Genomic DNA, 26,996 nt, shown 5'->3' on the forward strand with positions numbered 1-26,996 from the left:
TTGAAGGTTTCCTAAATTTACCGATGGTGAGTGTCGCCAGCCGGTCGCTGAAAATGGCGAACCTGGATCTGGAAACCATTACGTAAGCCTACATACAGGCTTTCCCCGGGAGTCAGTCCCGCAGCGGTGGCCCAACGGGCCAAATCATCTTGTTCGAACCCTAGCCAGAGATCGCCGCAAGCCTCTTTGGCCCAACTCTGGTTGTGGCTGCACAAGTCTGTCACTAACAGGCTGCCGCCTGGTTGCAGCAATTGGGCCATCTGCTTGAGGGCCTCGGCCGGCGCGGCGAAATGGTGCAGGACCATGTTCAGCACCACGCAATCGGCCTGCAGCTGTACACCGTTCAGTGCATCGGCCAATTGCAGGCTGACGTTAGCCAATGTTTCGCGTTCGCACAGCTGGCGTGCCAGCTCCAGCATCGCCGGGCTGTTGTCCAGCGCGGTAACCCGGGCAAAACGTCGGGCCAGCTCGGGGAGAAATCCACCGTCGCCGGGGCCGACTTCAATGGCCGTGGCCACTGGGTCGAAACTCAGTTTGTCCAGCAGCGCCAGCACACTGTCGCGATACTGGGGCAGTCCTGCGATCAGGTCCTGCTGGGCGCGGAATTTTTCCGCCACCCGGGAAAAGAAGTCCTGGCTGGCTGCAGCCCGCTGCCGGTGCACCAGGCTGATCCGGGCCTGTACCTCGCCCGGCAGGTTCAGCTGGTCGACCTCTTCCAGCAAGGCTGCGTGCAGTTTGCCGCCCAGGAGCCCGGTATGGGGCAGGGCGCGGCGATAGAAAATCGCATTGCCTTCACGGCGGGTCGCCACCAGGCTGGCCTGGGCCAGGACCTTCAGGTGGTGGCTCATGCCCGACTGGCCGATGGCGAAGATCTGCGCCAGCTCCAGCACACCAAACGAATCGTTGCTCAGCGCGCGCAATACATTCAGCCGCAGGGGGTCGCCGCCGGCCTTGCACAGGGCCGCCAGTTCGTCGCAATCGTCATGGCTGATGGCAGGCGCGGGCAGGTTCATGGGGCAGCAGTCTAGAGATGCCCGCAAATGCTCGCAAGGCCAATATCAAAAAGTTTTGATATTGGTGCCTGCAGGGGCTTTTCCAGAGCCTCTGCTTCTACAGTCAACGAGCGGCGAAGGGGTTTCATCAATGGATTGTGTCTTCAACAGGGGAAAAACATGCCTGAGTGACTATCTGTCATTGCCCCCGCCTGACGCCTGAGGGAAAATGCAGGCCTTTTTTCCGTTTCGTTTTATTCAATCCCCAGGAGATCAGCGATGCCAAGCCGTCGTGAGCGTGCCAACGCCATTCGTGCCCTCAGCATGGATGCCGTGCAAAAAGCCAACAGCGGCCATCCAGGTGCCCCTATGGGTATGGCGGATATCGCCGAAGTACTTTGGCGTGACTACCTGAAGCACAACCCGAGCAACCCATCCTTCGCCGACCGCGACCGCTTCGTGCTGTCCAATGGCCACGGCTCGATGTTGATCTACTCGCTGCTGCACCTGACCGGCTACGACCTGTCGATCGATGACCTGAAGAACTTCCGCCAACTGCACAGCCGCACCCCGGGCCACCCGGAGTTCGGTTACACCCCAGGCGTGGAAACCACCACCGGCCCGCTGGGCCAGGGCCTGGCCAACGCTGTGGGCTTTGCCCTGGCGGAGAAAGTCCTGGCGGCGCAGTTCAACCGTCCAGGCCACAACATTGTCGACCATCACACCTACGTGTTCCTGGGTGATGGCTGCATGATGGAAGGCATTTCCCACGAAGTCGCTTCCCTGGCCGGCACCCTGGGCCTGGGCAAGCTGATCGCCTTCTACGATGACAACGGCATCTCCATCGACGGCGAAGTCGAAGGCTGGTTCACCGACGACACGCCCAAGCGTTTCGAAGCCTATAACTGGCAAGTGATCCGCAACGTCGACGGCCACGATCCGGAAGAGATCAAGACCGCCATCGACACCGCGCGCAAGAGCCCGCTGCCGACTCTGATCTGCTGCAAGACCACCATCGGTTTCGGTTCGCCGAACAAGCAGGGCAAGGAAGATTGCCACGGCGCGCCACTGGGCGACGCGGAAATCGCCCTGACCCGCCAGGCGCTGAACTGGAACTACGGCCCGTTCGAAATCCCGGCCGACATTTATGCCGAGTGGGATGCCAAGGAAAAAGGTCGCGCTGCCGAAGCCGAGTGGGACCAGCGTTTCTCGGCCTATTCCGCTGCCTTCCCAACCGAAGCCAACGAACTGGTACGTCGCCTGAGCGGTGACCTGCCTGCCGACTTCGCCGAGAAGGCCGACGCCTACATCGCCGAAGTGGCCGCCAAGGGCGAAACCATCGCCAGCCGCAAGGCCAGCCAGAACACCCTGAATGCCTTCGGCCCCCTGCTGCCGGAAGTGCTCGGTGGGTCGGCCGACCTGGCCGGTTCCAACCTGACCCTGTGGAAAGGTTGCAAGGGTGTCAGCGCTGAAGATGCCAGCGGCAACTACATGTACTACGGCGTGCGCGAGTTCGGCATGACCGCCATCATGAACGGCGTTGCCCTGCACGGCGGCCTGGTGCCTTACGGCGCGACCTTCCTGATGTTCATGGAATACGCCCGCAACGCAGTGCGCATGTCGGCGCTGATGAAGAAGCGTGTGATCCATGTCTACACCCACGACTCCATCGGTCTGGGCGAAGACGGCCCGACGCACCAGCCGATCGAGCAACTGACCAGCCTGCGTACCACGCCGAACCTCGACACCTGGCGCCCGGCCGATGCCGTTGAATCGGCGGTGGCCTGGAAAAACGCGCTGGAGCGTAAAGACGGCCCTTCGGCGCTGATCTTCTCGCGCCAGAACCTGCAGCACCAAACCCGCGATGCCGGCCAGATCGCCGACATCAGCCGCGGTGGCTATGTTTTGAAGGACTGCGCAGGCGAGCCTGAACTGATCCTGATCTCCACCGGTTCGGAAGTCGGCCTGGCCGTTCAGGCCTACGACAAACTGACCGAGCAAGGCCGCAAGGTGCGCGTGGTTTCCATGCCTTGCACCAGCGTGTTCGATGCTCAGGACGCTGGCTACAAGCAATCGGTTCTGCCGCTGCAGGTCAGCGCACGTATCGCGATCGAAGCGGCTCATGCCGACTTCTGGTTCAAGTACGTGGGTCTGGAAGGTCGCGTGATCGGCATGACCACCTACGGCGAATCGGCTCCGGCTTCGGCACTGTTCGAAGAGTTCGGCTTCACCCTGGACAACATCCTGGGCCAGGCTGAAGAGTTGCTGGAAGACTAAACCCGGAAGCCGGGTTGTCTGAACTGACGCAATCGCGAGCAAGCTCGCTCCTGCAGGGATGTATACCGTCCTTGTGGGGGCGAGCTTGCTCGCGATGACGATGGCGCAGGCAGCACGAAGCTGATGGTTTCACCACCGGTCATTGAGAACCCCATGCCTCAACCGCGTCCCTACAAAGTTGCACTCAACGGCTACGGCCGGATTGGTCGTTGCGTCTTGCGTGCTCTGTTCGAGCGAGGGGCTGCGGCCGGGTTCGAGATCGTTGCCATCAACGATCTGGCCGACATGGCCAGCGTTGAATACCTGACACGCTTCGATTCCACCCACGGGCGTTTTCCCGGTGAGGTGAAGGTCGATGGCGATTGTCTGCATATCAATGGCAACTGCGTGAAAGTGTTGCGCAGTGCCACCCCCGAAGGCATCGATTGGGCGTCCCTGGGCGTCGATCTGGTGCTGGAATGCTCCGGTGCCTACCACACCCGCGAAGACGGCCAGCGTTTTCTCGACGCCGGCGCGCCGCGGGTGTTGTTCTCCCAGCCGATGGCCAGCGAGGCGGATGTCGACGCCACCATCGTCTATGGGGTGAACCAGGACTGCCTGAGCGGCGACGAACGGCTGGTGTCCAACGCCTCCTGCACCACCAACTGCGGCGTGCCGCTGTTGCGCCTGCTGGATCAGGCCATTGGCCTGGAGTACGTATCGATCACCACCATTCACTCGGCGATGAACGACCAGCCGGTGATCGACGCCTATCACCATGAAGACCTGCGGCGTACCCGTTCGGCCTTCCAGTCGGTGATCCCGGTGTCCACCGGTCTGGCGCGGGGTATCGAGCGCCTGTTGCCGGAACTTGCCGGGCGAATTCAGGCCAAAGCAGTGCGGGTGCCGACGGTGAACGTGTCCTGCCTGGACATCACCATGCAGACCGTGAGCGATACCGACGCCACCGAGGTCAACCGGATCCTGCGCGAGGCCGCCACCAGCGGTCCGCTCAAGGGCCTGCTGGCCTACACCGAGCTGCCGCATGCCAGCTGTGATTTCAATCATGATCCCCATTCGGCGATCGTCGATGCCAGTCAGACCCGTGTTTCCGGCCCCCGGCTGGTGAACATCCTGGCCTGGTTCGACAACGAATGGGGCTTTGCCAACCGAATGCTGGACGTAGCTGGGCACTACCTGCACACAGCCGCTCCACGCACTGACACTCAACTCTCTGTTTCTGAAGAACAGTAACCCAGGAATTGCGACCCATGACCGTGTTGAAGATGACCGACCTCGATCTGCAAGGTAAGCGCGTGCTGATCCGTGAAGACCTCAACGTCCCAGTCAAGGACGGTGTTGTCACCAGCGATGCGCGAATCCTGGCTTCGCTGCCGACCATCAAGCTGGCCCTGGAAAAAGGCGCGGCAGTGATGGTCTGCTCGCACCTGGGCCGCCCGACCGAAGGCGAGTTTTCCGCCGAGAACAGCCTCAAGCCGGTGGCCGACTACCTGAGCCGCGCCCTGGGTCGCGAAGTACCGCTGGTGGCCGATTACCTGGGTGGTGTCGAGGTCAAGGCCGGCGACATCGTGCTGTTCGAGAACGTGCGCTTCAACAAGGGCGAGAAAAAGAACGCCGATGAGCTGGCCCAGCAATACGCTGCCCTGTGCGACGTGTTCGTGATGGACGCCTTCGGCACCGCACACCGCGCCGAGGGTTCGACCCATGGCGTGGCCAAGTTCGCCAAAGTGGCTGCTGCTGGTCCTTTGCTGGCCGCTGAGCTGGACGCGCTGGGCAAGGCCCTGGGCAACCCGGCCAAGCCGATGGCGGCCATCGTTGCCGGCTCCAAGGTGTCGACCAAGCTGGACGTGCTCAATAGCCTGAGCCAGATCTGCGACCAGTTGATCGTCGGTGGCGGCATCGCCAATACCTTCCTCGCCGCTGCCGGGCATCCGGTGGGCAAGTCGCTGTACGAGCCGGACCTGCTGGACACCGCTCGCGCCATCGCCGCCAAGGTCAGCGTACCGCTGCCGGTGGACGTGGTGGTGGCCAAGGAATTTGCCGAGAGCGCTGCGGCCACCGTCAAGCTGATCGCCGATGTGGCCGATGACGACATGATTCTCGACATCGGCCCGCAGACTGCCGCGCAGTTCGCCGAACTGCTGAAATCCTCCAGGACCATCCTCTGGAACGGTCCGGTGGGCGTGTTCGAATTCGACCAGTTCGGCAATGGCACCAAGGTCCTGGCCCAGGCCATCGCTGACAGCGCCGCGTTCTCCATTGCCGGCGGCGGCGACACCCTGGCAGCCATCGACAAATATGGCGTAGCCCAGCAGATCTCCTACATTTCTACCGGTGGCGGCGCCTTCCTCGAGTTCGTCGAGGGCAAGGTGCTGCCGGCGGTTGAAGTCCTGGAAGCCCGGGCCAAGGCCTGAGGCCTCGATTGGCCGGGCAAAGGAGTGTTCTGATGGTCAAGACGTTGCCACTGTTGATCGCCGTGGCGTTGCTGGCGGGCTGTTCCAGTGCCCCCAAGGCAACGCCTGCGGAGGATGCCGGCGAGGTGCAGAAAGGCTGCTACCAGGCTGACTGGCAGGCCGAGACGGCTCCGGTGATCAACAAGCGCCTGGGCCCTGAGGGCCTGGAGAAGTACGAGACGCCGTCAAAGGCCAGGGAACAGGGTTGCCCTTGACGGGTCAGATGGGTTAACGCAACGCGCCGGTGCCTGTTGGCCGCCAGCCGAGGAACATTGATGAAAGGTTTGATCGCCGTGGCGATGCTGGGCTTGTTGGCAGGTTGTGCCAACCTGAACCTGCTCAAGTCGCCGACCACTGACAACTGGACCACCTGGACCTGCGACAGCCAGGCCCAGGTGCTCTGGCGCTACACCGACGACAGCCGCAAGGCGGTCGACGTGCGCCTGGGGGGCGACGACCAGGTACGCCGCCTGAAGCTTGAGCCCAGCGGTTCGGGCTCGCTGTACAGCGACGACATGCTGGCGTTTCACGTCAAGGGCGAGGAGGGCCTGGTCTACTGGGTCGCCACCAATGACCTGATCGGCCGCGGCTGCAAGGCCATGTAGGGGCAGGCTTGCCAGCGGAGGCGGCCTCCAGACCTGTGCAGGGTTCAAGGCCCCTTTCACCGGCGAGCCGGCTCCTGCGTGGCTGTAGAAATTTGGTTTTAACGAATGGAGCAGAGCGGGTTGACCCCCGATCTGCAATCACTTGAATAGCAGTCGCCGCTACGGCAGGCTTGCACGATTAACGACCCTCGACCGGGAGAGACACACACAATGGCACTCATCAGCATGCGCCAGATGCTGGACCACGCAGCCGAGTTCGGCTACGGCGTTCCAGCCTTCAACGTCAACAACCTTGAGCAGATGCGCGCCATCATGGAAGCCGCTGACAAGACTGACTCCCCGGTGATCGTCCAGGCTTCGGCCGGCGCCCGCAAATACGCCGGCGCGCCTTTCCTGCGTCACCTGATTCTGGCTGCCATCGAAGAGTTTCCGCATATCCCGGTGTGCATGCACCAGGACCACGGCACCAGCCCTGACGTCTGCCAGCGCTCCATCCAACTGGGCTTTTCCTCGGTGATGATGGACGGCTCCCTCGGTGAAGACGGCAAGACCCCGACCGACTACGAATACAACGTCCGTGTTACCCAGCAAACCGTAGCCATGGCTCACGCCTGCGGCGTGTCGGTAGAAGGCGAACTGGGCTGCCTGGGTTCGTTGGAAACCGGCATGGCCGGTGAAGAAGACGGTATTGGCGCCGAGGGTGTGCTGGACCACAGCCAGATGCTGACCGACCCGGAAGAAGCCGCGGACTTCGTCAAGAAGACCCAGGTGGATGCCCTGGCCATCGCCATTGGTACCAGCCACGGCGCCTACAAGTTCACCAAGCCGCCTACCGGCGACGTACTGGCCATCGACCGTATCAAGGAAATCCACAAGCGCATCCCCAACACTCACCTGGTGATGCACGGTTCCTCTTCGGTGCCGCAAGAGTGGCTGGCGATCATCAACCAGTACGGCGGCGACATCAAAGAAACCTACGGCGTGCCGGTTGAAGAAATCGTCGAAGGCATCAAGTACGGCGTACGCAAGGTCAACATCGACACCGACCTGCGCCTGGCATCCACTGGTGCCATGCGCCGCCTGATGGCCACCAACCCCAGCGAGTTCGACCCGCGCAAGTTCTTCGGCGCCACCGTGACCGCCATGCGCGATGTCTGCATCGCCCGTTACGAAGCCTTCGGCACCGCCGGCAACGCCTCGAAGATCAAGCCGATCTCCCTGGAAGCCATGTTCCAGCGTTACCTCAAGGGTGAGCTGAACGCCAAGGTCAACTGAGCCTAAGCGTCGAACGAAGAAGCCCGCAGCGATGCGGGCTTTTTTGTATCCGGAATTCTTGCCTTCGTAGGCGCTGGCAAGCCGGCTCCTACGCAGGGAGGGGTGTCAGGTCTTGTTGTGGTCGATGTCCAGCTTGGAAAAGGTCACCTTGCCGCCTTCGCTGGTATAGCCGGTGTTGTCCTGCACATAAACCCCGGCCTTGAAGTACAGCGGCTTGTCGCGCCAGGTCGCGCTCAACTGGCTGTCCCACTGATAGCCGGCAGCGCTGACGCCCAGGGCGCCACCCGGGCTCAGGTGGATCAGGTAGGAAAACTCCCGGTCCATGGGCACGTTCTCGGCAATGGTGATGACACGGCCTTCCTCGTCGTCCGGGTGCAGGCGCACCTTGGCCACGATGTTGCCGCTGCCCTTGCTGGTCTTGTACTGGTACTCGACCTTCACCAGCGGCTTGGTGCTGTTGTAGGCGTGGATCTGGCCGATGACGATCTTGCCCGAGGAGGGCACCTGGTTCACCGCCAGGGTCGCGTACAGCAGGTTGTCCGCTTCGGGGTAGGTCCAGTTGCGCAAGGTGCCGTTGGAGTAGGTCTCGCGCAGCTCGGTGCGCGGGTAGATGGCGTTCTCGGTTTTCGAGCCGGTCACCGGCGACCAGAAGAACAGGGTGCCGGTATCGGAGTGGAAATACTGGTCCTTGAACCCCTTGACCAGTGTCGGGGTGTCGATGGTCGCCGGCGGGCTGCCGACGGGAACGCTGAGGTTCCAGGTTGCCAGGTCGATCATGGTGGTTTTCCGCAAGGCATGACTGATGCAGGTGGCCGAAGGCTTTAGCCTGCGCTTCTTAGGGGGTCTTTATAGCGCAGAAGCGGCGCTTGGCGAGGCCCGTATGGCGGATATATGGCGTCAGCAAAATGTCGAAATGCCATCTATCCCGGTTTTTATGCGGCAACTCTGTGACCGTTAGTCGGGAGCTGCGGCCATTGGCGAAGTGATGGCGTGCTGACAGCTTCTGCTTTTGAGGATCCGGGTCTAGAGTGAAACCTCAGGTTTTACCGGGTTTTTAAATCCGTTCAGTCTTATTACAGACAAGAGAAGCAGCATGGAATGCGTGCAACCAGAGGCAGCCGAAGGCCACTCCACTCTTCTGATCGTCGATGACTATCCTGAAAACCTCCTCAGCATGCGTGCTCTGTTGCAGCGCCAGGACTGGCAGGTGATGACCGCCGCCTCGGGGGTCGAGGCCCTGGGCCTGCTGCTCGAACATGAAGTGGACCTGGTGTTGCTGGATGTACAGATGCCCGGCATGGATGGCTTCGAAGTCGCCCGCCTGATGCGTGGCAGCCAACGTACCCGGCTGACCCCGATCATCTTTCTCACCGCCAACGAACAGTCTCAGGACGCTGTGATCAAGGGCTATGCCAGTGGCGCCGTGGACTACCTGTTCAAACCGTTCGACCCACAGATTCTCAAGCCCAAGGTCCAGGCCCTGCTGGAGCATCAGCGCAACCGCCGGGCCCTGCAGCACCTCAGCCACGACCTGGAGGTGGCACGGGCCTTCAATGCCTCGGTGCTGGACAACGCTGCCGAGGGCATCCTGGTGGTGGACGAGGGCGGGTGCGTGCGTTTCGCCAATCCGGCGGTCTCGCGCCTGCTCAATGCCCAGGTCAAGGAGCTGGAAGGCTCGCCCTTTCTCGACTACCTGCAAAAGCCCCACGTTCCCGACTGGAGCGGCTCCGAGCTCTACGCCTGTTATCGCCGGGGCGAAACCTATCGCCTGCACGACGCTCAGATGCGCACCGTGCCCGGCCAGTTGATCAGCGTGGCCTTGTCCTGTGCGCCCTTGCCCAGTGACCAGAAGGCGATGGTGGTCACCCTGCTGGACATGTCCGAAGTGCGTCACCTGCACCAGCAACTGGAATACCAGGCCGTGACCGACCCGCTGACCGGCCTGCTCAACCGCCGCGGTTTCTATCAGACGGTGGAAAACATCCTGCTGCGCAGCGACCGCTCGGGAAAGTCCCTGGTCCTGCTCTACCTGGACCTCGACGGCTTCAAGCGGGTCAACGACTCCCTGGGGCACGACGCCGGCGACCGGGTGCTGCGCTGGGTTTCCGAGCAATTGAAGGACTGCCTGCACTCCTTCGACATTCTCGGGCGCATGGGCGGCGACGAATTCACCGCGCTGCTGGAGCTGAGCTTCCCCGAGCAAGCGGCGAAGATCGCCGAGAAGCTGATCGAACGCCTGTCCATCAACCAGCAGATCGATGGCCTGGAGGTGGTGCTGGGGGCGAGTATCGGCATCGCCATCTACCCCGATTGCGGCTCCAACCTGGACGGCCTGTTGCGGGCGGCGGACATCGCCATGTACGAAGCCAAGCGCGCCGGCCGCCAGCAGTACCGCTACTACGATCACGAGATGAATGGCCGCGCCCGTTCGCGGCTGATGCTCGAGGAAAGCGTGCGCAGCGCCGTGGAGCGCAAGGAATTCACCCTGGTGTACCAGCCCCAGGTGGCCATTGCCGACGGGCGCCTGCGCGGTTTCGAAGCCTTGCTGCGCTGGCGTCATCCGAGTGTGGGCGACGTGCCTCCGGGGCTGTTCCTGCCCCTGCTTGAGGAGGCACGGCTGATCAGCCGCCTGGGCAGTTGGATCTATCAACAGGGCGCGGCCCAGCGCAAGGACTGGGAGCAGGTGTTCAGCCCCGACCTGGTGCTGGGCGTCAGCCTCAGTGCCACCCAGTTCAACATGCCCAACCTGGTGGCCGAGCTGCGCCAGGTGCTGTCGCGCCATGGCCTGCAACCGCGCCAACTGGAGGTGGAGGTTACCGAGGCCGCCTTGACCCAGAACCTGGATGACACCCGCAAACAGTTGCAGCTCCTGCGTCAGCTGGGGGTGCGGGTGGCCCTGGATGACTTCGGCTCGGGCAGTTGTTGCCTGGCCTACCTGCGTGACCTGCAACTGGACACCCTCAAGCTCGATCGCCACCTGATTGCCCGCCTGCTGACCTCGCCAAGGGATGCCGCCATTGCCCGCTGCGTGATCGACCTGTGCAAGCAGTTCGACCTGCTGGTGATCGCCGAGGGTGTGGAAACCCTCGAGCAATACCAGTGGCTCAAGGCCAATGGCTGCGAGTATGTGCAAGGTTTCCTGGTGGCTCGGCCGCTGACCGCCAGTATCGCCAGCCAGTTTTCCCAGCCCTTTGACTGGAGCGCGCTACAGGCCTGAATTCGCTACACTGGCGCCTTTTATGCCCTGCGTTGCCCCTTCATGACCGCACTCAAATACCTCCAGGCCTATCCCGTTGCCTTGCAGCAGCAAGTGCGCCAGTTGATCGATGAACAGCGCCTGGGCGACTACCTGAGCCAGCGTTACCCGGGCCGGCACGCCATACAGAGCGACAAGGCGCTGTACAGCTACGCTCTGGAGCTCAAGCAGGAATACCTGCGCAATGCGCCGGCCATCGACAAGGTGCTGTTCGACAACCGTCTGGACCTGACCCACCGTGCCCTGGGCCTGCATACCACGGTTTCCCGGGTGCAGGGCGGCAAGCTCAAGGCCAAGAAAGAGATCCGCATCGCTTCGCTGTTCAAGGAGGCGGCGCCGGAATTCCTGCGGATGATCGTGGTGCACGAGCTGGCCCACTTCAAGGAATCGGATCACAACAAGGCGTTCTACAAGCTCTGCGAGCATATGCTGCCGGGCTATCACCAGCTGGAGTTCGACCTGCGGGTCTACCTGACCTGGCGCGACCTGCAAGGCAAGGCGGGAGCGCCGGATTAACCCCTGAAGGCAAGGAGTGGGCGATGGATGTGAGCAAGACCAAGAGCAGTTTCTACCGCCGCCTGTATGTGGCGTACCTGATCGACAGCGGCCTGGCCAGCAGCGTGCCGGCGCTGACCGAGGTCACCGGCATGCCGCGGCGCACCGCCCAGGACACCATCGCGGCCCTGGCGGACCTGGACATCCTCTGCGAGTTCGAGCAGCAGGACGGCGCGCGCAACCATGCCGGGCGTTACCGGATCCACAACTGGGGCGCCATCGACAAGGGCTGGATCGAGCCCAACCTCCGGCAGATCAAGGCCGTGCTGGGCTATCCCTGAGGCTCAGGAGCGACGCATGCCGATGTGAGGAATACCGTCCTCCAGGTATGCTTCGCCCGCCACCACGAAACCGTAGCGGCCGTAATAGGCCTGCAGATGAGCCTGGGCCGAGAGGTAGATCGGCGTTTGCGGCCAGTGTCGCTCGGCCTGCTTCAGCGCCTGCTCCATCAGGGTGTGGCCCAGGCCCTGGCCGCGGGCCTGTTCAGCGATGACCACGCGGCCGATGACCACGTCGCCGCCCTGGGAAGTCGGGTCCAGCAGGCGCAGGTAGGCCAGCAACCGGTCGCCGTCCCAGGCCATCAGGTGGCAGGTATCGCCTTCAAGGTCGCGGCCGTCGACTTCCTGATAAGGGCATTTCTGTTCCACCACGAAGACTTCGGTGCGCAATTGCAGAATCGCGTACAACTGTTCCTTGCCCAGGTCGGTGTGGTGTTTGCAGACCCATTCGATGGTCATCTTCATATCCTGTATTGAGTGCTGCGCGAAATAGTAAGCACATCGCCACGGGATGTCTTGCCGGTTGTCATGCAGAAATTGTTTCTGTGAGATGGGTCAAAATGCCACTACTGAGATCACTGGTATTTGTCTTCTTTGTGTAATCTGTTTTCAAGACCTGTGCATGGGTTCTGATGAGCTAATGTTAGGAGCTGGGCCGACCTGTGCCGCACAGGCCGCGACCCTGGAGTATGGGCTGGAACGCGCTGGGCCCAGGGCCCGCTAAGGATCTATTAGCATGCTGCGACTGCATCGAGCTTTGGCTTTGATCGGATTGCTGTTGCTGGGCCAGAGCGCTTTTGCCGAAAGGCTGCGGCTGGTCGCCGATGCCTGGCCACCCTTTACCGACGCGACCCTGGTCAATGGCGGCGTGGCCACCGACATTGTCAGCACCGCCCTGTCCCGTGCCGGCTATTCCAGCGAATTCGAGCAGGTGCCCTGGGCCCGGGCCCTGCTGGGCATCGGCGAGGGGCGCTACGACGTGCTGGTGAATGCCTGGTACAACGAAGAACGCACCCAGTTGGGGCAGTTCTCCGCGGAATACATGGTCAACCGCGTGCGCTTCATCAAGCGCAAGGACGCGCCGCTGGAATACAGCAACCTCAAGCAGCTGCATGAGTACCCGGTGGCAGTGGTGCGTGGCTACGCCTATTCCCCCGAATTCGACAATGACCCCGATCTGCAGAAGGTGCCGGTGCACAACTTCGCCATGGCGGTGCGCATGCTGGCGGCGGATCGGGTCAAGCTGACCCTGGAGGACGAATACGTGGCCCGCTACTACCTGGCCCGGGAGTCACCGCGGGTACGCAATGCGGTGGAGTTCCTGCCCAAGCCCCTGAGCGAGAACAGCCTGCATATCCTGGTCAGCCTGAAGAACCCCGAGCATGCGCAGATCGTGGCCAGGTTCGACAAGGAAATCGCTGCCATGAAAGCTGACGGCAGCTACGACCGCCTGCTGCGCCAGCACGGCATGTAACCGAAGGTGCAGGAGCTGGCTTGCCAGCGAAAGCGACTCCGGACCGTGCATGAGTCTTGCGGCCCCTTTCGCCGGCAAGCCGGCTCCTACGGTTTTGCGTTGTCGCTGGTGTCCTTGATCAGATGCGCCGCCAGGGTCCGCAACGGGCCCAGCTGACGGCAGATCAGCGCCAGTTGGGTCTGCACCAGGCGCTGGCCTTCGTCGACCTCGTCGGGCATTTGCTCCAGCTCATTGGCCAGGGCTTCTTCGGCATCGCTCTGGATATCGATCGGGGTCTTGTTGGCCAGACCCTGGGCAATCTCGTCGATGCTGGCCGCCAGGCTGACCCCGGCGCCTTCGATCAAGTGCTCGCGAACCTCGTCCGGCAGCCGGGTTTCGCGGTGTGCGCCCAGGCCCGAGAGGTAGCTGAGCAAGGTGTGGGACAGCACCAGGAAGCGAAAGCCCACGTCCGCTTCCTTACGGAAATGCCCGGGTTCCATGAGCATGTTGGCCAGGGTGGTGGACAGCGCGGCGTCGGCGTTGTGGGCGTTGCGCCGGGCCAGGCGGTAGGCCAGGTCGTCGCTCTTGCCGGCGGCGTACTGCTGCATGATCTGGCGCAGGTAGATGCTGTTGCAGGTCAGGGTGTTGGCCAGCACCTTGTTCAGGCGCCGGCCCTGCCAGTCCGGCAGGAACAGGAACACCGCCAGCCCGGCGATCAGGCTGCCCAGCAGGGTATCGAACAGCCGCGGCAGGAACAGCCCATAACCGTCGCCCACCTGGTTGAAGCAGAACAGCACCATCAGGGTGATGGCCGCCGTGGCCAGGGTGTAGCGGGTGGTGCGGTTGGTGAAGAACACCACCCCGGCGGCAATGGCGAACAGCGACTGCACCAAGGGGCTGGGGAACAGGTCGAACAGCGCCCAGGCGATGGTCAGGCCGATGGCGGTGCCGATGATCCGCTGGCCCAGCTTGCGCCGGGTAGCGCCGTAGTTGGGCTGGCAGACGAACAGGGTGGTGAGGATGATCCAGTAACCCTGGGAAGGGTGGATCAAATGCACCATGCCGTAGCCGATGCTCAGCGCCAGGGGCAGGCGCAGGGCATGGCGGAACAGCAGCGAGGTTGGCGTCAGCTGGGTGCGCAGGCGGGTCCAGACATCCTTGAAGTTGCGTGGCGAACGGTCCAGCAGGCTGCTGTCGGTGGCGTCCGCCAGGGCGTCGGGGTTGCTGGCGTCGCTGAGCAGGCGGTCGAGGGTGCCGAGGTTGGCCGCCAGGGCTCGCAATGAGCGCAACAGCCCGCGCCAGGCCGGGTTGCTCTGGATCCGCAGGTGTTCCAGGGAAGCGTGCAGGTCGCCCAGGGCCTCGGCGAAGGTGGCGTCATAGACGAACGGCTGGCGCAACTGGATGGATTCGGCCAGGGCACGGCAGGCCTTGCCCTGCTGGCGCAGCAGGCGCTGGCAGCGGAACAGCACGTCGCTGTGGAAAAACGCCTCGGTCAGGGCGTTGTATGGGTAGTGGGAAGAGCTGGCGCGCTCGTGAATGTCCTGGGCCAGGAAGTACAGCTTCAGGTAGCGGCTGACCTTCGACCCCGGCCGGCCGTTGCCCACCCGGTGCAGGATGATTTCCTTGGCGACGTTGAGGGCCGCCACCACCTTGCCGTTCTGCTTGGCCAGTTCCAGGCGCCGGGCCTCCACGTCCAGCTGGCGGATGGGCTCGAACAGCGAGGACTTGAGCTTGAGGTAGTAACCCAGTTCGCGAAACAGCCGGGCCAGGCTCTGCTGCACCGGCTGGTTGGAAAACAGCGCCTGCCACAGCACCGACAGCAGGCCGTACCAGGCGGCGCCGGCCACGAGCAGCAGCGGCTCGTGCCAGAAATCGATCACCGCGCCGCCGCGCTGGTCGACGCCGATCATGGTGTAGACCGAGAGGATCAGGGTCGCCGAGGCGATGGCGCCATAGCGTTCGCCCAGCGCCCCCAGCATGGTCAGGCCGAAGCTGGCCAGGGCCAGGGCGATGGCGAAGATCCAGGGGTAGGGGAACAGCAGTTCCACCGACAGCGCGGCAATGCTGAAGCACACCAGGGTTACGGCCAGGGAATTGAGCCGGCCTTGCCAGCTGTCGTCGGTTTCCGCCAGGGCGCTGGCGATGATGCCGAGGAACAGCGGGATCAGCAGGGCCATTTCATCCTGATACCAGCACAGCGCCATGCTGCCGGTCAGGGCGATGAACACCCGCACGCTGTAGCTGAATTTATCCAGCGCCCAGAGGCGGCGCAGGGATTGGCGAAAAGAGGTCGAGGACATGGAGTAGGGCAGGCCTTCCGGGGCGATGCAGCTAAATTGAGCCAGTATTGACGACGGCGCAATGCCGTCGTCACATCGGCCGGCAAATTCTGTTGCCGTTGCCGGTCGGACACCTGTAGCCGCTGCCGCAGGCTGCGACAGGTCCGCAGGACCTCAGCGGACATTGGATCGCCGCGCCCCTTCGGGTCGTTCGCAGCCTGCGGCAGCGGCTACAGGGACACGCAGCGGCTCAGACGTATTGGGCCGCCGCGTAGCCCGAGGCCCAGGCCCACTGGAAGTTGAAGCCGCCCAGGTGGCCGGTGACGTCCAGCACTTCACCGATGAAATACAGCCCCGGGCTCTTCAGCGATTCCATGGTCTTGGACGAGACCTCACGGGTGTCGACGCCGCCCAGGGTCACTTCCGCGGTGCGGTAGCCCTCGGTGCCCGCCGGTACCAACTGCCAGCTGCCGAGTTTCTGCGCCACGTCCGCCAGCTCCGCCGGGGTGTACTGCTTCATCGGCTTGGAGACGAACCAGTGGTCGGCCAGCAGGCCGGCCATCTTCTTGGTGAAGATCTCCCCCAAGAGGGTCTTGAGCTCGCTGTTGGGGCGCTCGGCCTGCTGCTGTTGCAGCCAGCCCAGGGCGTCGTGGTCTGGCAGCAGGTTGATCTCGACGCTGTCGCCGGGCTGCCAGTAGGAGGAAATCTGCAGGATCGCCGGGCCGCTGAGGCCGCGGTGGGTGAACAGGATGTTCTCGCGAAAGCTCTGGTCGTTGCAGCTCACCAGGCAATCCACCGAGGTCCCCGACAGCTCGCTGCACAGTTCCTTGAGCTGGTCGGTGATGGTGAACGGCACCAGGCCGGCACGGGTCGGCAGCAGTTCATGGCCGAACTGTTTCGCCACCTGATAACCGAAGCCGGTGGCGCCCAGCGTCGGGATCGACAGCCCGCCGGTGGCGATCACCAGCGATTGGCACTGAACCTGGCCGAGGGTGGTGTCGAGCAGGTAGCCGCTTTCGACCTTTTCGATGGTCTGGATCGAGGTGTCCAGGCGCAGCTCCACGCCGACCTGATCGCACTCGTCGAGCAGCATGCCGAGGATGTCGCTGGACTTGTTATCGCAGAACAGCTGGCCGAGTTTCTTCTCGTGGTAGGGCACGCCGTGCTTGGCCACCAGGCCGATGAAGTCCCACTGGGTGTAGCGCGCCAGGGCCGATTTGCAGAAATGCGGGTTCTGCGACAGGAAGTTGGCCGGTTCGGTGTACATATTGGTGAAGTTGCAGCGACCGCCGCCGGACATCAGGATTTTCTTGCCGGCCTTGTTGGCGTGGTCCAGCAGCAATACCTGGCGGCCCCGGCCGGCCGCGGTCAGGGCGCACATCAGGCCGGCGGCGCCGGCGCCAATGATCACGACTTCGGTAGAACGCAAAACGGTGTCCTCATTAGGAGCGAACGACCCTGCGGCAGCGGCTACAGGTCAAGCAGTGGGGTTAGAGGACGCGCACGCGCAGCGAGCGGCCCTTGATCTTGCCGTTGTTCAGGCGCTGCAGCGCCTGCATGACCACGGTGCGTTCAACCGCCACATACGACTGGAAGTCGAAGATCGCGATCTTGCCGACCTGGGCGCCCGGGATGCCGGCGTCGCCGGTCAGTGCGCCGAGAATATCCCCCGGACGTACCTTGTCCTTGCGCCCGCCGGCGATGCACAACGTGCTCATCGGTGGCTGCAGCGGGGCGCCGCCCTGGGACTTGAGGTTGTCGACCTGATCCCAGTTCAACGGGGCTTTCTGCAGTTGTTCGATGGCTTGCGCGCGATGGGCTTCGGACGGTGCGACGAGGCTGACCGCGATGCCTTTCTCGCCAGCGCGACCGGTACGGCCAACGCGGTGAATGTGGATTTCCGAATCGCGGGCCAGCTCGACGTTGATCACCATGTCCAGCGCATCGATGTCCAGACCACGGGCGGCGACGTCGGTGGCGACCAGTACCGATGTACTGCGGTTGGCGAACATCGCCAGCACCTGATCGCGGTCACGCTGCTCCAGGTCGCCGTGCAGGCCGACAGCGGAGATGCCTTTGGCGGTCAGGTGATCGACGGTTTCCTGCACTTGCTGCTTGGTGAAGCAGAAAGCGACGCAGGAGGCCGGGCGGAAGTGGTGCAGGACTTTGGTCACTGCGCTCATGCGCTCTTCCGGTGAAATCTCGTAGAAACGCTGCTCGATCTGCGTATCGTCGTGGAACGCTTCGGCTTTCACCGTTTGCGGATCGCGCATGAATTTCGACGCCAGTTGCTTGATGCCCACCGGATACGTGGCGGAGAACAGCAGGGTCTGGCGGCGCGACGGGGTCTTTTCGATGATGTCTTCGATGGCGTCGTAGAAGCCCATGTCGAGCATGCGGTCGGCTTCGTCGAGCACCAGCGTGTTCAGGCCGTCGAGCACCAGCGAACCCTTGCGCAGATGCTGCTGGATACGCCCTGGGGTGCCGACGATGATATGCGCACCGTGCTCCAGGGAGGCGATCTGTGGCCCGAAGGACACGCCGCCGCACAGGGTCAGGACCTTGATGTTGTCTTCGGCGCGAGCCAGCCGGCGCACTTCCTTGGCCACCTGGTCGGCCAGTTCGCGAGTCGGGCAGATCACCAGGGCCTGGCAGCCGAAGTAGCGCGGGTTGATCGGGTTCAGCAGGCCGATGCCGAAGGCCGCGGTCTTGCCGCTGCCGGTCTTGGCCTGGGCGATCAGGTCCATGCCCTTGAGGATCACCGGCAAGCTCTGCGCCTGGATCGGCGTCATCTGGGCATAACCGAGGGAGTCGAGGTTAGCCAGCATGGCGGCGGACAGGGGCAAAGTATTAAAAGCGGTGGCGATGGTGGTCACGGGACTGGCCTGCAAAACAAAATGTCGCGCAGTGTATCAGTCCCGCTCCCACAACCTGCAAATTCTGGACGAGCAGCTGTGCAGGGGCGGTTTTGTGTAGGCGCTGGCTTGCCAGCGAAAGCGGCCGCGAGGTTGGCGCAGGGCCCGGGGGCCTCTTCGCCGGCAAGCCGGCTCCTACGGGGGGAGGTGCGTGGGTTCAGTGTTCGATGTGCTGCTCCTCGAGCTTGCGCGCGCGCCGGCCATCGGTGGGCGACAGCTGGAGGAAGATCGCCGCCGCCAGCATCGCCATGATGCCTACCGTGAGGAAGGTCAGTTGGAAGGCGCCGAGCACGGTGTCCACGCCATCGTTGCCCAACTCAGCGGTAAAGCCGCCCAGCAGCGCGCCGGCACAGGCCACCCCAAGGCTCAGGGACAGTTGCGCCACCACCGACAGCAGGCTGTTGCCGCTGCTGGCGGCGGCATCGTCGAGGTCGATCAGGGTCACGGTGTTCATCGCCGTGAACTGCAGCGAGTTGATCGCCCCCAGCACCGCCAGCATGCCCAGCAGCAGCGGGTAGGGCGTCTGTTCGCTGACCAGCCCCATGCTGGCCAGCATGATGCCCAGGGCCAGGGTGTTGCCTGTGAGCACGATGCGGTAGCCCAGGCGCTCGATCAGTGGCCGGGCGATGGATTTGGCCAGCATTGCCGCGGCCGCCAGGGGCAGCATGCTCATTCCCGCCTGGGACGGTGAATAGCCCAGGGCCACTTGCAGCAGCAGGGGCACCAGGAACGGCAGGGCGCCGCTGCCCAGGCGGGCGAACAGGTTGCCCAGAATGCCCACGGCAAAGGTCCGCACCTTGAACAGTGACGGGGCGAACAGCGGGTTGTCGGTGTGCACGGCCCGCAGCCAGTAGGCCGCCAGGCAGGCCAGCCCGCCGAACAGCAGCAACATCACCCGCAAGTGCGGCAGGTGCAGTTCCCCCAGGCCTTCCATGGCGATGGTGATCAGCACCATCGCCGCGCCGAACAGCACAAAGCCCAGGCTGTCGAAGCGTGTGCGCTCGCTGCCGCGCAGGTCGGGAATGAAACGCCACACCGCATAGCAGCCAACGGCGCCTACCGGCAGGTTGATCAGGAAGATCCAGTGCCAGGTCAGGTACTGCACCATCCAGCCGCCCATGGTCGGGCCGATCAGCGGCCCCAGAAGCCCGGGAATGGTGATGAAGCCCATGATCCGCACCAGTTCCGAACGCGGGTAGGCACGCAGCACCACCAGCCGTCCCACCGGCAGCATCAGCGCACCGCCCAGGCCCTGGATCACCCGGGCGCCAATCAGCTGGGTCAGGGTGTTGGACAGGGCGCAGAGCAGGGAACCGATGCTGAACAGCAAGATGGCGCCGAAGAAGATCCGCTTGGTGCCGAAGCGGTCGGCGATCCAGCCCGAGGCCGGGATCAAGAGGGCCACAGTGAGCATGTAGGCGATGATCACCCCCTGCATGCGCAGCGGGTTTTCCGCCAGGTCCTGGGCCATGGCCGGCAGGGCGGTATTGAGGATGGTGCCGTCCAGGGACTGCATGAAGAAGGCGATGGCCACCACCCAGGGCAGCCAGCGGGCGGTGGTGGCATCGAGTGGCGCGCGTTCGGGCATGGGACCTCTGGGTGAGTTCAGGTTTGAGGGCGGTTTCTACAGGGTCAGGGTCAGGCGGCTGACCAGCGCTCCGGGCAAGTGCATCGAAGCGGTCTGGCGCTGGCCGTAGGTACTGGCCGACAGCAGCAGCTCGCGTTGCTCGGTCAGGGCCTCCAGCTGCGAGCCCAGCAGGCTGTAGACGCTGTCATCGAAGCGCATGGTGCTCACGGGCGCCTGGATCTCGCCGTTCTCCACCCAGAAGGTGGCGAAGCGGGTCATGCCGGTCAGGCGCGCCGCCGGCAGGTCCGAGTAGTTCAGGTACCACAGGTTGCTGATGTACAGCCCGGTGCCCAGCTGCTTGAGGATCTCCTGCTGGGACAACCGCCCCGCGGCCATGTTCAGTGCACTGGGGGACTCGCCGCTGCCGGCACCATTGGTGGTCAGGCCGTATTCGGCGGCGCTGCGGGAGTTGATCAGTTGGGCATTGGCGCTGCCCGCGGCGATCAGTGACAGGTCGCTGCGCGGGTAGCCTTCGTCGGAAAACGCCGGGCTCAGGGAGCCACTGACCTGTTCGTCGAGCGACACCAGCGGGTTCAGCGCGGCATCACCGGCATAGAGCTTCTGCAGCGGGCTGTGCTTGCTGGCGATCGACTGGGCCGAGAAGCCGCCCCAGGCCAGCATGCCCATGATCTCCTCCAGGGCCGCCGGCGCCAGGTAGGCCCGGTACTGCCCGGGCGCCAGGGTGCGCAGTGGCCGGCCAAGGAACTCCAGCTGCTCCCGGGCCTGCTGGAAGCGCAGGGCGAAGGCCTGGCTGTCCCAGGCGTGCCCGGCGTAGCTGGCCTTCACCGCCTCGCCGTTTTCGTGGAACAGGCTGAAATCGAAGTTGAAGCTGTTGGCCTGGTGCCAGCCGAAGGCCCCGCCGGAACTGGCGAAGCCACGACTGATGGGGCCGGCAGCGTAGATGCCCACCAGGTCCAGGCCGGCGCCGGCACGACCGATTTCTTCCACCACCTGCTCACTGCCGGGCAGCGGCTGGTCCTGCACGTGATGGCTTTGCCAATGGGTGTGGTTGAGCATCAGGTACGGGTCGGCCGGCAGCAGCGGCAGGGTCTCGCGCAGTTGTTGCAGGCCATCGGCCAGGCGCTGGCGATCCACCTCGGGGTCATTGCTCAGGGTGATGCTGAGGTCGGCGTGGCGGCCATTGTCGATCAGCTTGAAATGCACGCTGGCCTGTTGCACCTGCCCGGCCTGGCGCACCTTGGCGTGGTTGAAGCGAATGAACTCCGAGGCTTCGGCGGCGTAGCTCAGGGTGAACTGCTCGGTCTCGCGCAGCGCGTCTTTGAGCCACTGCACCAAGGCCTTGAATGGCTGGGCCTGATCGGCTGTCCTGGTCATCAGGCGTCTCCTCCAAATACATCAATCTTGCTGAATACGCAGGCCGGCGAAGCATGGCCGACGCGAATCACCTGGTTGGGCTCGCCCTTGCCGCAGTTGGGTGTGCCCAGCACCTGGAAGGTGCTGCGGTCGCCGACCGCGCTGAGGTTGCGCCAGAACTGCGCGGAAATCCCCCGGTAATTGGGGTTCTTGACCACGCCGCGGAGTTCGCCGTTCTCGATCAACTGGCCCCATTCGCAGCCGAACTGGAACTTGTTGCGCGCATCGTCGATGGACCAGGAACGGTTGGTGGACATCAGGATGCCATGCTCGATGTGCCCGATCATTTGCTCCAGGGGCTGGTCGCCGGGCTCGATGTTGAGGTTGGCCATGCGGTCGATCGGTGCACGGTTCCAACTGCTGGCGCGGCTGTTGGCAACGCCGTCGAGGCCGCTGCGGTATTGCGACAGGGCGCTGCCCAGGGGGCGTACCAGCAGGCCCTCGCGAATCAGGAACTGCTTGCTGGCCGCGGTGCCGTCGTCGTCGTGACTGTAGCTGGCCAGTTCCTCGGGGATCTGCGGGTCGAAAGTCACGTTGAGCAGCGAGGAGCCGTATTGCAGGCGGCCGAAATCCTGCTGTTTGACGAAGCTGGTGCCGGCGTAATTGCGCTCGTCGCCGAGAATGCGGTCCAGCTCCAGGGGATGGCCGATGGATTCGTGGATCTGCAGCATCATCTGGTCCGGCATCAGCAGCAGGTCCCGCGGGCCCTGGGGGGTATTGGGCGCCAGCAGCAGTTGCAGGGCCTGGTCGGCGACCCGCGGTGCGGCCCCCAGCAGGCCGCAGCGGCTGATCACATCGCCGGCGCCCTGCTGGCCGAAGTTCTCCCGGCCTAGGCTGCGGGTCTGGCTGTCGCTGCCGTCGTAGGCGGTCACGTCCAGGCCCGGGTAGACAAAACGCTGGGCCTGGCGCAGCTCGGCGCCGGCGCTGTTGAGGTAGATCTGTTCGACCTGGGTCACGCCGATGCCCACCTGCCAGTTCACCAGGCGTTCATCCTTGGGCACCGAGGCCGACTCATCGCCCAGCAGCTGATAGCAGTCGCTGAGGGAGGGGAAGGGCTGCTCCAGGTTGGGCGAGAAATAGTCCGCGCGGTGGCTGGAGACCGGTTGCTCACGCAGGTCCAGCAGGGCATGGGCGGCGATGACCCGGGCCTGCTGCTCGGCGCGGTCCAGGGCGGCCTGCAGGCCGCTTTGCGACAGGTCGTTGGTGGCGGCGTAGGCTTCCACGCCGCGCACCCGCACGGTCAGCATCGCCCCTTCGTCTCGGCCCAGGCTCGGCGGCTCGGCGACGTTCTTGCGCACCGACAGGTACTGGTCCGATTCGCGGACATAACGCAGGGAAAAGAATTCGGCGCCCGTGCGCAAGGCAGCGAAGCGCTGCTTGAGCTGGGGGTGAAAGTCGAACATGGAGGACCTCCTTGTGAGGCGCGATAGCGGGTCGACGCGTTTCGCCAGCAAACGGAACACCGCCCGGCGGTTCCTACAGGTATAGGTGCTGATGGGCGCGGGGGCGAAAGGGGATGTGCAAGTTGCAGAACTGTAGCCGCTGCCGAAGGCTGCGATCAAGGAAGTAGTTCTGAGGGAATGAAGGGAAGAGAAAAAGGGCGCCGACCCTTGCGGTCGGCGCCCGTCAGGCTTACTGCGCGGCGGGAGTCACATCGCGCATCGGCTTGCCACGTACCGGGGCTTCACCGGCTACGTAGTAGGCCGCGGTGCTGCGTGGCAGTGGCTGGCGGCCACGGATCTTGTCGGCGATTTTCTCGGCCATCATGATCGTCGGCGCGTTGAGGTTGCCGGTGGTGATGATCGGCATGATCGAGGCATCCACCACGCGCAGGCCTTGCATGCCATGCACGCGACCCTGGCCATCCACTACAGCCATGTCGTCGGTGCCCATCTTGCACGAGCAGGATGGGTGGAAGGCGGTCTCGGCGTGCTCGCGGACGAACTTGTCCAGTTGCTCGTCGGTCTGCACCTCGATGCCCGGGCTGATCTCGCGGCCGCGGAAAGGGTCCAGGGCCGGCTGCTGCATGATTTCACGGGTCAGGCGGATGCCGTCGCGGAATTCCTGCCAGTCCTGCTCGGTGGCCATGTAGTTGAAGAGGATGCTCGGGTGCTGGCGCGGGTCCTTGGACTTGAGCTGCACGCGGCCACGGCTCGGCGAGCGCATGGAGCCCATGTGCGCCTGGAAGCCGTGCTCTTTCACACCATTGCTGCCGTTGTAGTTAATCGCCACCGGCAGGAAGTGGTACTGGATGTTCGGCCATTCGAACTCTTCGCGGGTACGGATGAAACCGCCGGCTTCGAACTGGTTGCTGGCACCGATGCCGGTGCCGTTGAACAGCCACTCGGCACCGATGGCCGGCTGGTTCCACCACAGCAGCGATGGATACAGCGACACCGGCTGGGTGCAGGCGTACTGCAGGTACAGTTCCAGGTGGTCCTGAAGGTTCTCGCCCACGCCCGGCAGGTCGTGAACCACCGGGATGTCCAGGCTTTCCAGGAGGGCGCGAGGGCCTACGCCGGAACGTTGCAGCAATTGCGGCGAGGCGATGGCGCCGGAGCTGACGATGACTTCCTTGCGCGCACGGGCTTCCACGCGCTCTTCAGTGCTGCCTTGCAGGTAGCTCACGCCCACGGCGCGCTTGCCTTCGAAGAGGATCTTGTCGGTCAGGGCGTGGGTGACGATGGTCAGGGTCGAACGCTTTTTCGCGGTGTCCAGGTAACCGCGGGCGGTGCTGGCGCGACGACCTTTAGGGGTGACGGTACGGTCCATCGGACCGAAGCCTTCCTGCTGGTAGCCGTTCAGGTCTTCGGTACGCGGGTAACCGGCCTGCACGCCGGCTTCGACCATGGCGTGGAACAACGGGTTGTTGCCGGCCTTGGGCGTGGTCACGCTGACCGGGCCTTCGCCGCCGTGGTAGTCGTTGGGGCCGATGTCACGGGTTTCCGCCTTGCGGAAATACGGCAGGCAATCCAGGTAGGTCCAGTCTTCCAGGCCTGGCAGCTTGGCCCAGCCGTCGTAGTCCATGGCGTTGCCGCGGATGTAGCACATGCCGTTGATCAGCGACGAGCCGCCCAGGCCCTTGCCGCGACCGCATTCCATGCGGCGACCGTCCATGTGTGGCTCTGGATCGGTCTCGTAGGCCCAGTTGTAGCGACGGCCTTGCAGGGGGAAGGCCAGTGCCGCCGGCATCTGGGTACGGAAGTCGAAACGGTAGTCCGGGCCACCGGCTTCCAGCAGCAGGACGGTGACGCCTTCGTCTTCAGTCAGACGGGTCGCCAGGGTGTTACCGGCAGAGCCGGCACCCACAATGATGTAATCGTATTCTTGGGCCATTGGAGCCTCCGTGGAGAGCTGCAAGCCTCAAGCTTCAAGCTGCGGGAAAAGGCAGCGAAGCGGGCTTGGCATTGAATGGGGAGCAGGCGGCAAGCCAGGCTGTTGCCTGGGCCTGCCGCTTGTAGCTGACAGCTGCTTAGAACACCGAGGCGTAGTCGCCCAGCTCGACCTGCACCGACTTGATGCGGGTGAAGTTGTTCAGCGAGCTGATGCCGTTCTCACGGCCCACGCCCGATTGCTTGTAGCCGCCAACCGGCATCTTGGCGTCGGACTCGCCCCAGGCGTTGATCCAGCAGATACCGGCTTCGAGCTGATGAATCACGCGGTGAGCGCGGTTCAGATCCTTGGTGACCAGGCCGGCAGCCAGGCCGAAGTCGGTGTCGTTGGCGCGGCGGATCACTTCTTCTTCGGTTTCGTAGGTCAGGATCGCCATGACCGGGCCGAAGATTTCTTCACGGACGATGGTCATGTCGTCGGTGCAGTCGGTGAACACGGTCGGTGCAACGAAGGCGCCCTTGGCGAATTCGCCGTCGGTCAGGCGCTCGCCGCCGCACAGTACGCGGGCACCTTCTTCTTTACCCTTGGCGATGTAGCCCAGCACGCTTTCCATGTGCGGGAAGCTGACCAGCGGGCCGAAGTTGGTGTTTTCGTCTTCCGGGTTGCCGATGCGGATGCGTGCAACGCGCTCGGCGATCTTGGCTTCGAAAGCGGCTTTCAGGTGGCTCGGCACGAACACGCGAGTGCCGTTGGTGCAGACCTGACCGGAGCTGTAGAAGTTGGCCATCATGGCGGTGTCGGCGGCGCGATCCAGGTCGGCGTCGTCGAAGATGATCAGTGGCGACTTGCCGCCCAGTTCCATGGTCACGTCTTTCAGCGAGGAGCTGGAAGCGCTGGCCATGACCTTCTTGCCAGTGTCGGTGCCGCCGGTGAAGGAGACCTTCTCGATGCGCGGGTGCTCGGTCAGCCAGGTGCCGACTTCGCGGCCGCTGCCGGTCAGGACGTTGAACACGCCATCCGGCAGGCCGGCTTCGGTGTAGATCTCGGCCAGTTTCAGGGTGGTCAGCGAGGTCACTTCGCTCGGCTTGAAGATCATCGCGTTACCGGCCGCCAGGGCCGGTGCGGATTTCCACAGGGCGATCTGGATCGGGTAGTTCCACGCGCCGATACCGGCCACTACGCCCAGGGGCTCGCGACGGGTGTAGACGAAGGAAGTGGTGCGCAGCGGGATCTGCTCGCCTTCGATGGCCGGTACCAGGCCTGCGTAGTATTCCAGCACGTCGGCGCCGGTGACGATGTCCACGTACTTGGTTTCGGAGAACGCCTTGCCGGTGTCCAGGGTTTCCAGGGCGGCCAGTTCGTCGTTGCGCTCGCGGAGGATTTCCACGGCGCGACGCAGGATGCGCGAACGCTCCATGGCGGTCATGGCGGCCCAGATCTTCTGGCCTTTCTCGGCGCTGACCACGGCGCGTTCAACGTCTTCCTTGGTCGCACGCTGCACTTGTGCGAGAACTTCACCGTTGGCCGGGTTGATGGCATCGAAAGTGGCGTCGCTGCCGGCATCGGTGTAGCCGCCGTCGATGTAGAGTTTTTGCAGTTCGAAACGGGCCATAGTGTCCTCGCAAGTGCATTAAGTAGTGGGCTTGACCACCGGGCATGCCCCTAAGTTCGGGGCGCGCTGATCAGTGGCGGTTCAGGGGCCGAGCGTCTCTTTTGTGCTCTAGCGCTCCTGCTTAGCCAGTTGTAGATCCATGTATTCGTAAGCGATCCGTATCGCCTGGTCGGTGTCGAATGCATCACCCGACAAGGCACCACGCAGCCACAAACCGTCGATCAAGGCCGCCAGGCCGCGGGCTGCCTTGCGCGCATGGTAGAGCGGCAGGGCACGGCGGAACTGGCAACACAGGTTGGAATACAAGCGGTGGTCGTTGATCCGCTGCAACCTGTGCAAATCGGGCTGGTGCATGCTGGAAGCCCAGAAGGCCAACCAGGTTTTCATTGCCGGGCCGTTCACCTGGCTGGCATCGAAGTTGCCCTCGATGATCACTTTCAGATGAGCGCGCGGGCTGTCGTCCGTCAGGGCCTGGCGGCGTGCTCTGACGCCTTCGTTGAGCATGCTCATGATGTAACCCATCGTCGCTGCGATCAGGCCGTTCTTGTCCCGAAAGTAGTGACTGATGATGCCGTTCGAGACACCGGCCAAACGGGCGATCAGCGCAATGCTGGCGTCCCCCATTCCGACCTGATCGACCGCTTGCAGCGTGGCTTCGATCAATTGCTGGCGGCGTATGGGTTGCATACCGACCTTGGGCATCTGATACCTC

Annotated in this window: 22 protein-coding genes; 10 read left to right on the plus strand and 12 right to left on the minus strand. The window is 63.6% G+C overall.

All coding sequences use genetic code 11. The annotated features are described in order from the left end of the window. Positions 1–17: 17 nt before the first annotated feature. Positions 18–1,013 carry a metalloregulator ArsR/SmtB family transcription factor gene (locus tag A9971_RS19350; RefSeq protein WP_011063961.1) on the minus strand — a complete coding sequence of 332 codons (996 nt, stop codon included), beginning with the start codon at positions 1,011–1,013 and terminating at the stop codon, positions 18–20. Positions 1,014–1,271: 258 nt separating this feature from the next. Here A9971_RS19350 and tkt point away from each other — a divergent pair, with 258 nt between their 5' ends. From tkt to fba, 6 genes are all read left to right on the plus strand, one after another. After that, positions 1,272–3,269 carry a transketolase gene (gene tkt / locus A9971_RS19355; RefSeq protein ID WP_077934898.1) on the plus strand — a complete coding sequence of 666 codons (1,998 nt, stop codon included), beginning with the start codon at positions 1,272–1,274 and terminating at the stop codon, positions 3,267–3,269. A 153-nt stretch (positions 3,270–3,422) separates the two neighbouring features. Beyond that, entirely contained in the window at positions 3,423–4,502 is a 1,080-nt protein-coding gene (epd, locus tag A9971_RS19360) for an erythrose-4-phosphate dehydrogenase (protein ID WP_011063959.1), read from the plus strand. A gap of 17 nt (positions 4,503–4,519) precedes the next feature. Further along, the gene (locus A9971_RS19365; RefSeq protein ID WP_011063958.1) at positions 4,520–5,683 is read left to right on the plus strand and encodes a phosphoglycerate kinase; all 1,164 of its coding nucleotides are present in this window, start codon (positions 4,520–4,522) and stop codon (positions 5,681–5,683) included. A 32-nt stretch (positions 5,684–5,715) separates the two neighbouring features. Continuing rightward, complete coding sequence (locus A9971_RS19370; protein ID WP_011063957.1) at positions 5,716–5,937, plus strand: hypothetical protein; 222 nt, start codon at positions 5,716–5,718, stop codon at positions 5,935–5,937. A 60-nt stretch (positions 5,938–5,997) separates the two neighbouring features. Beyond that, positions 5,998–6,327: an MliC family protein gene (locus A9971_RS19375; RefSeq protein WP_011063956.1), complete on the plus strand. Its 330-nt coding sequence runs from the start codon at positions 5,998–6,000 to the stop codon at positions 6,325–6,327. Positions 6,328–6,537: 210 nt separating this feature from the next. After that, complete coding sequence (fba, locus tag A9971_RS19380; protein ID WP_003229012.1) at positions 6,538–7,602, plus strand: class II fructose-bisphosphate aldolase; 1,065 nt, start codon at positions 6,538–6,540, stop codon at positions 7,600–7,602. 105 nt (positions 7,603–7,707) lie between these two features. Here the strand turns inward: fba and A9971_RS19385 are convergent, their stop codons facing one another. Further along, positions 7,708–8,379, minus strand: a complete 672-nt coding sequence (locus A9971_RS19385; protein ID WP_011063955.1) for a polysaccharide lyase family 7 protein — start codon at positions 8,377–8,379, stop codon at positions 7,708–7,710. A 316-nt stretch (positions 8,380–8,695) separates the two neighbouring features. On the opposite strand from A9971_RS19385, the gene A9971_RS19390 reads away from it, so the two are divergent. From A9971_RS19390 to A9971_RS19400, 3 genes are read left to right on the plus strand one after another with little or no spacing between them, the layout of a single operon-like run. Next, positions 8,696–10,819 (plus strand): bifunctional diguanylate cyclase/phosphodiesterase, encoded by a 2,124-nt coding sequence (locus A9971_RS19390; RefSeq protein WP_077934897.1) that lies wholly within the window; start codon positions 8,696–8,698, stop codon positions 10,817–10,819. Between the two features lie 42 nt (positions 10,820–10,861). Then, positions 10,862–11,374 (plus strand): M48 family metallopeptidase, encoded by a 513-nt coding sequence (locus tag A9971_RS19395; protein ID WP_183001140.1) that lies wholly within the window; start codon positions 10,862–10,864, stop codon positions 11,372–11,374. Positions 11,375–11,397: 23 nt separating this feature from the next. Next, the gene (locus A9971_RS19400; RefSeq protein WP_011063952.1) at positions 11,398–11,694 is read left to right on the plus strand and encodes a helix-turn-helix domain-containing protein; all 297 of its coding nucleotides are present in this window, start codon (positions 11,398–11,400) and stop codon (positions 11,692–11,694) included. Positions 11,695–11,697: 3 nt separating this feature from the next. On the opposite strand, the gene A9971_RS19405 is transcribed toward A9971_RS19400, so the two are convergent. After that, positions 11,698–12,150, minus strand: coding sequence for a GNAT family N-acetyltransferase (locus A9971_RS19405; protein ID WP_011063951.1), 453 nt, complete (start codon positions 12,148–12,150; stop codon positions 11,698–11,700). Positions 12,151–12,427: 277 nt separating this feature from the next. On the opposite strand from A9971_RS19405, the gene A9971_RS19410 reads away from it, so the two are divergent. Next, positions 12,428–13,165, plus strand: a complete 738-nt coding sequence (locus tag A9971_RS19410; protein ID WP_011063950.1) for an ABC transporter substrate-binding protein — start codon at positions 12,428–12,430, stop codon at positions 13,163–13,165. Positions 13,166–13,251: 86 nt separating this feature from the next. Here A9971_RS19410 and yccS read toward each other — a convergent pair whose 3' ends face one another. The 9 genes from yccS to betI all read right to left on the minus strand — a co-directional run bounded on the left by yccS (position 13,252) and on the right by betI (position 26,986). After that, entirely contained in the window at positions 13,252–15,444 is a 2,193-nt protein-coding gene (yccS, locus tag A9971_RS19415; protein WP_019095267.1) for a YccS family putative transporter, read from the minus strand. A 229-nt stretch (positions 15,445–15,673) separates the two neighbouring features. Further along, positions 15,674–16,852 (minus strand): NAD(P)/FAD-dependent oxidoreductase, encoded by a 1,179-nt coding sequence (locus tag A9971_RS19420; protein ID WP_011063948.1) that lies wholly within the window; start codon positions 16,850–16,852, stop codon positions 15,674–15,676. Positions 16,853–16,913: 61 nt separating this feature from the next. Beyond that, entirely contained in the window at positions 16,914–18,251 is a 1,338-nt protein-coding gene (gene dbpA / locus A9971_RS19425) for an ATP-dependent RNA helicase DbpA (RefSeq protein ID WP_230493580.1), read from the minus strand. A gap of 244 nt (positions 18,252–18,495) precedes the next feature. After that, positions 18,496–19,926 (minus strand): multidrug transporter subunit MdtD, encoded by a 1,431-nt coding sequence (mdtD, locus tag A9971_RS19430; protein ID WP_015637327.1) that lies wholly within the window; start codon positions 19,924–19,926, stop codon positions 18,496–18,498. A gap of 36 nt (positions 19,927–19,962) precedes the next feature. Continuing rightward, positions 19,963–21,300, minus strand: a complete 1,338-nt coding sequence (locus tag A9971_RS19435; RefSeq protein ID WP_183001138.1) for a TldD/PmbA family protein — start codon at positions 21,298–21,300, stop codon at positions 19,963–19,965. Then, positions 21,300–22,742, minus strand: a complete 1,443-nt coding sequence (locus A9971_RS19440) for a TldD/PmbA family protein (RefSeq protein WP_093405260.1) — start codon at positions 22,740–22,742, stop codon at positions 21,300–21,302. Before A9971_RS19440 ends, A9971_RS19435 begins: the two co-directional genes overlap by 1 nt. A gap of 229 nt (positions 22,743–22,971) precedes the next feature. Continuing rightward, entirely contained in the window at positions 22,972–24,675 is a 1,704-nt protein-coding gene (betA, locus tag A9971_RS19445; RefSeq protein ID WP_053154303.1) for a choline dehydrogenase, read from the minus strand. Positions 24,676–24,811: 136 nt separating this feature from the next. Next, entirely contained in the window at positions 24,812–26,284 is a 1,473-nt protein-coding gene (betB, locus tag A9971_RS19450; RefSeq protein ID WP_011063942.1) for a betaine-aldehyde dehydrogenase, read from the minus strand. 108 nt (positions 26,285–26,392) lie between these two features. Beyond that, entirely contained in the window at positions 26,393–26,986 is a 594-nt protein-coding gene (gene betI / locus A9971_RS19455) for a transcriptional regulator BetI (RefSeq protein WP_011063941.1), read from the minus strand. Positions 26,987–26,996 lie beyond the last annotated feature (10 nt).

Origin of the sequence: Pseudomonas sp. UME65 (assembly GCF_014170225.1) — a bacterium.
In the GTDB taxonomy this organism is placed as follows: domain Bacteria; phylum Pseudomonadota; class Gammaproteobacteria; order Pseudomonadales; family Pseudomonadaceae; genus Aquipseudomonas; species Aquipseudomonas protegens.